Annotated in this window: 5 protein-coding genes and 1 tRNA gene; 5 read left to right on the top strand and 1 reads right to left on the bottom strand. The window is 65.1% G+C overall.

What is annotated here, in order from left to right; genetic code table 11:
* Positions 1-1,890: pyruvate dehydrogenase (acetyl-transferring), homodimeric type (aceE, locus tag AC1DBQ_RS21965; protein WP_476930528.1), on the bottom strand; the 1,890-nt coding region annotated here is incomplete at its 3' end.
* Positions 1,891-2,302: 412 nt separating this feature from the next.
* Between aceE and AC1DBQ_RS21960 the strand changes: the two genes are divergently transcribed.
* From AC1DBQ_RS21960 to AC1DBQ_RS21940, 5 genes are all read left to right on the top strand, one after another.
* Positions 2,303-2,722, top strand: a complete 420-nt coding sequence (locus tag AC1DBQ_RS21960) for a DUF3052 domain-containing protein (protein ID WP_476930527.1) — start codon at positions 2,303-2,305, stop codon at positions 2,720-2,722.
* The gene (locus AC1DBQ_RS21955; protein WP_476930526.1) at positions 2,719-3,210 is read left to right on the top strand and encodes a peroxiredoxin; all 492 of its coding nucleotides are present in this window, start codon (positions 2,719-2,721) and stop codon (positions 3,208-3,210) included. The genes AC1DBQ_RS21960 and AC1DBQ_RS21955 overlap by 4 nt, the downstream gene beginning before the upstream one ends.
* A gap of 4 nt (positions 3,211-3,214) precedes the next feature.
* Positions 3,215-4,147 carry an NAD-dependent protein deacetylase gene (locus tag AC1DBQ_RS21950; RefSeq protein ID WP_476930525.1) on the top strand — a complete coding sequence of 311 codons (933 nt, stop codon included), beginning with the start codon at positions 3,215-3,217 and terminating at the stop codon, positions 4,145-4,147.
* 92 nt (positions 4,148-4,239) lie between these two features.
* A tRNA-Val gene (locus AC1DBQ_RS21945) sits at positions 4,240-4,315 on the top strand.
* 141 nt (positions 4,316-4,456) lie between these two features.
* A partial coding sequence (locus AC1DBQ_RS21940) for a glycosyltransferase (RefSeq protein WP_476930524.1) occupies positions 4,457-4,869 on the top strand: 413 nt, incomplete at its 3' end.

Here is a 4,869-nt window from a genome sequence, read left to right as displayed (position 1 = left end):
ACCGAACATCGAGTAGAACACGTAGATCGGCACGAGCGGCTCGCCGTGCGTGGCGTACGAGGTGCCCGCGGCCGTGAACGCGGCCACGGAACCGGCCTCGTTGATGCCGGCGTGCACGATCTGGCCGGAAATCGACTCCTTGTAGGCCAGGACGAGGTCCCGGTCCACGGAGAGGTAGTTCTGGCCGTTCGGGTTGTAGATCTTCGCGGTCGGGAAGAACGCGTCCATGCCGAAGGTGCGGGCCTCGTCCGGGATGATCGGCACGATCCGCTGGCCGAAGTTCTTGTCCCGCATGAGGTCCTTGAGCAAACGGACGAACGCCATGGTGGTGGCGGCCAGCTGCTTGCCGGAGCCGCGGTTCGCGACCTCGTACGTCTTCTCATCCGGCAGCGTGATCTCGCTGTGTTTGGACCGGCGTTCGGGGACKAAGCCGCCGAGGGCGCGGCGGCGTTCCATGAGGTACTGGATTTCGGGGGCGTCCGGGCCGGGGTGGTAGTACGGGGGCCGGTAGGGGTCGGCTTCGAGCTGGTCGTCGGWGATGGGGATGCGCAGGTGGTCGCGGAAGGCTTTCAGGTCCGCGAGGGTGAGCTTCTTCATCTGGTGCGTGGCGTTGCGGCCCTCGAAGTGGGTGCCCAGGCCGTAGCCCTTGACCGTGTGGGCCAGGATGACGGTGGGTTTGCCCTTGAACTCGGTCGCGGCCTTGTAYGCCGCGTAGACCTTGTTGTAGTCGTGGCCGCCGCGCTTGAGGTTCCAGATCTGGTCGTCGGTGAGGTCCTGGACCATTTCCTTGGTCTGCGGGGTCTGGCCGAAGAAGTGTTCGCGGACGAACGCGCCGGATTCGGCCTTGTAGGTCTGGTAGTCCCCGTCGACGGTCTCGTTCATGATCTTCACGAGCGAGCCGTCCTCGTCCTTGGCCAGCAGGTCATCCCACTCCCGGCCCCAGACGACCTTGATCACGTTCCAGCCCGCGCCGCGGAAGAACGCCTCGAGTTCCTGCATGATCTTGCCGTTGCCCCGGACCGGCCCGTCCAGGCGCTGGAGGTTGCAGTTGATCACGAAGTTCAGGTTGTCCAGCTTGTCGTTCGCGGCGAGCTGGAGCAGCCCGCGGGACTCGGGCTCGTCCATTTCCCCGTCGCCCAGGAACGCCCAGACCTGCTGGTCGGAGGTGTCCTTGATGCCGCGGTTGTGCAGGTACCGGTTGGACTGGGCCTGGTAGATCGCGTTCATCGGCCCGATGCCCATCGAGACCGTGGGGAACTCCCAGAACTGCGGCATCAGCCGCGGGTGSGGGTAGGAGGACAGGGCGTGGCCCTCCTTGGACTTCTCCTGCCGGAACCCGTCCAGGTCCTCCTCGGACAAACGGCCCTCCATGAAGGCCCGGGCGTACATGCCGGGGGAGGCGTGGCCCTGGAAGAAGACCTGGTCCCCGCCGCCGGGGTGGTCCTTGCCGCGGAAGAAGTGGTTGAACCCGACCTCGTACAGGGTCGCGGCCCCGGCATAGGTCGAGATGTGCCCGCCGACCCCGATGTCCGCCCGCTGCGCCCGGTGCACCATGACCGCGGCATTCCAGCGCAGCCACGCCCGGTAYTTCCGCTCGATCTCCTCGTCCCCGGGGAACGGCGCTTCCTGGTCCACCGGGATCGTGTTGACGTAGTCCGTGGTGGTCACCATCGGAACACCCACACTCTGCGCCCCGGCCCGCTGAAGCAGGCTCCGCATGATGTACTGGGCACGCTCGGTGCCCTGTTCCTGAATCAGGGTATCCAGGGACTCCAGCCACTCGGCGGTCTCTTCCGGATCACGATCAGGCAGCTGGTTTGTCAACCCGCTGAGGATATGGGAGGTATCTTCTCCTGCAGCCACGTCCAACCTCTCTTTKRGCGCATCCATCGGCACCCTCAGCTCCGGGCAGGGTGACTGCCTGGCGTGAACGCGACGTGTGCGACATATCGGTTACAACAGMCCGGTCGTATGCGCCGGGCAAGGTCCAATCACGGTACGCCTGCCTGTGTCATCAGTGGGGCGRTTGCCCGCACAGGCGTAGTCGTCATCAGCCACTCTAGCCGTGCGCGTTGACGGATGCGTAGCCGCCGCATGGACCCCCCGACGTATTTCACGGGCATACTGGTTGTGTGACCGCGGGCTGCCCGTCAGCCTTCGGATCGCCCTGTGTGACGCAGAATATGGCGGATCGCGGGGCCAACAGCTTGAAGCGGAGGCGCAAAGKGTGTTGGCTTGGAGTAATGGAAATCACTAGTGCCATTGAAAACATGAAGCAATTCACAAAGCATAGGAGCAACACGTGAGCGAGGCCGACGCCGCCACTTCGGTAAATGTGGCGGAGAAACTGGGTTTCAAAGACGGGGACCTGATTCAGGAATTCGGTTATGACGACGACGTCGACTTCGACTTGCGTGACGACATCGAAGATCTCACGGGCTCGGAACTCCTCGATGAGGACGATCACGAAGTGGTCGATGCCGCCATCCTGTGGTGGCGGGCCGGTGACGGCGACCTCGTTGACACCCTGGTCGATTCGCTGACCACCCTCACCGAGGGCGGCGTCGTGTGGGTCCTGACCCCCAAGTCCGGGCGGGTCGGCTACGTTTMGCCCGCCGACATCCAGGACGCCGCACCCACTGCGGGACTCCACTACACCACGTCGGCCGGCGTCTCCAAGGACTGGAGCGCCACCCGGCTGGTCACGCGGAAGAACAAGTGACCCAGGCGGTCCAGAACGACGCCGCCCGTCCGGCCGTCGGCGATCCTGCACCGGACTTTGAGCTCGCCAACCAGTTCGGCGAGCCGGTCCGCCTCTCGGACTTCCGGGGCCGCAACGTCGTCGTGGTCTTCTATCCCTTCGCTTTCTCCGGCATCTGCACCGGTGAACTGTGCGAAATCCGGGACAACCTGGCGCTGTTTGAGGATGCCGACGCCGCAGTGCTGGCTGTTTCGGTGGACAGCAAGTTCGCCCAGCGGGCCTACGCCGAAAAAGAAGGCTACGGTTTCGACCTGCTCGCCGACTTCTGGCCGCACGGCGCCGTGGCCTCGGCCTACGGCGTGTTCGACCCCGAAAGCGGCATAGCACTGCGAGGCACCTTCATCATCGACGCCGCGGGCGTCGTCCGTTACGTCGTCGTCAACCCCCGCGGCCAGGCCCGGAACCTTGCCGAATACCGGGCCGCCCTGGCGGGACTCGGCGGGAGCTGATCCGGTGAGGCAGCGGCGCCCCGKGATCGGCATRACTGGTTTTGCCAGCCTCCCGCCGGTCACGGCCGCCGCGACCTCGGCCGAACTCCAGCGGGACGAGCTCGAGGTCCTGCAGGACATCCACGGACTTCTCGCCGGGGGCCGGTTCGCCGTGCTGACCGGCGCCGGCCTGAGCACCGATTCCGGCATCCCGGACTACCGGGGCCCCGGCGCTGCCCCGAGGGCGCCGATGACGTACCAGGAATTCATCGGCGAGGCGGAAAACCGGCAGCGCTACTGGGCCCGCAACCACATCGGCTGGTCGCACCTGCGCCGCGCGGACCCCAACGACGGCCATGCCGCCGTCGCCCGGCTGGAGCACCGCGGACTGCTCACCGGACTCATCACCCAAAACGTCGACCGTCTCCACGAAGACGCCGGCAGCGTCAACGTCGTGGACCTGCATGGCMGCTTCGACCAGGTGGTGTGCCTCGACTGCCACCRGCGGTACAGCCGCCGGCTCCTGGCCGGGGTCCTCGAGGAACTCAACCCGGGATTCCTGGAACGCGCCCACGCCGCCGGGGGGATTGAAATGGCCCCCGATGCMGATGCCACGGTCGAGGACTCCGGACTGATCGAATCCTTCGTCGTTGCCCGCTGTCCCGCCTGCGGCGGCACCTTGAAACCGKACTTCGTCTACTTCGGTGAAAACGTGCCCAAAGACCGGGTGGAGCGCTCCTACGCCATGGTCGACGCGGCCCGGGCGCTCCTGGTGGCAGGCTCGTCCCTCACCGTCATGAGCGGCCTGCGATTTGTCCGGCACGCCGCCAAACAGGGCAAAGCCGTCGTCATCATCAACCGGGGAGCCACCCGCGGCGATGACCTTGYCACCATCAAGCTCGACGCAGGCGTCAGCGGGGCCCTGACCTGGCTTGCCGCCGAGCTGCCCCCGCTCTAGGGAAGGGGTCGGACCGATTGGCGCTTGGCCGCCGGCATCCTGTACAGTAKCTGTTCGTTGGTTGAAGCGCTGAGGTGCGGATACCGCGGTTTGGGTCTTTAGCTCAGCTGGTAGAGCGCCACGTTTACACCGTGGATGTCATCGGTTCGATCCCGGTAGGACCCACCACAGAAAACCCCGTCATGCCGGACCAGATGGTCGGCAATGGCGGGGTTTTGCGGTTCCCGGCGGCCCGGCGTCACCGGGGAGGACGGCTGCCGGGTAGAGTTAGGTGATTTGTTMAGCCTCGCAAGACCATTGGGGATTACCATGTTCTACGGCGTCACGCGCTACAGCCTCTTCTCACCCGGATCACACTCGTGGAAAACGTCGCGCAGTGGGGTTTTCAAGACCCCGGATGACTACATGCAGTACCTGTTCTCGGAAAAGCGCCTTAACCTCCGCGCCGAGATGTTCTTCAACAAGGCCGTGCCCGCGCTTGCCGTAATGGCGGAAAACCATGACTACAAGCATTTTGTGATGTACTCCGAGTTGCTCCCGAAGCGCCACCAGGACATCTTGTTCGCGGCTGCGGCCAAGTACCCGTTCCTTGTGCCCGTGGAGTGGAACGAGGTGGTCCGTGGAACCGGCATCGAAGAAGTGCTGCCACTGGTCGAGGAGGACCTCGCCGGCAAGTTTGACGCTGCCGACGGCGTGCAGCCCGTGGTGTGGTTCTGTGGTTC

The organism is Arthrobacter sp. 10T413_2, from assembly GCF_056394205.1.
This window is presented reverse-complemented; position numbering and strand designations above follow the sequence as displayed.